Origin of the sequence: Cupriavidus sp. SIMBA_020 (assembly GCF_046535395.1) — a bacterium.
Taxonomy (GTDB): Bacteria; Pseudomonadota; Gammaproteobacteria; order Burkholderiales; family Burkholderiaceae; genus Cupriavidus; species Cupriavidus campinensis.
On the sequence record NZ_JAWRWU010001475.1, the window covers coordinates 1 to 243 of the forward strand.

The window sequence follows — 243 nt, forward strand, 5'->3', positions numbered from 1 at the left end:
CGCTGTTCGCACGCTAACTCACGAGCTAATCGACGGACCAAGCCACCCGCCGACTCACGCGCGGGCGAGTCGGCGCGCGGCACACGCCACGCGATACACGCGGCACATGCAGCCGCAGCCGCACGCGCTCGCACCGCGCGCGACAACGCCCCATGCGCAGCAACTTGCGGCGCAGAACCCCGCGCCGCTGACGCTCAGCCCATCGCCGACGTCGCCACCTTGTCGAGCGTGATCGGCAGATCG

The 243-nt window shown here is 70.8% G+C and carries 1 protein-coding gene; it reads right to left on the minus strand.

Annotation, left to right across the window (positions count from 1 at the left end):
- Positions 1-54: 54 nt before the first annotated feature.
- The coding region (locus SB751_RS34485) for a hypothetical protein (RefSeq protein ID WP_410749553.1) at positions 55-243 on the minus strand (189 nt) is incomplete at its 5' end.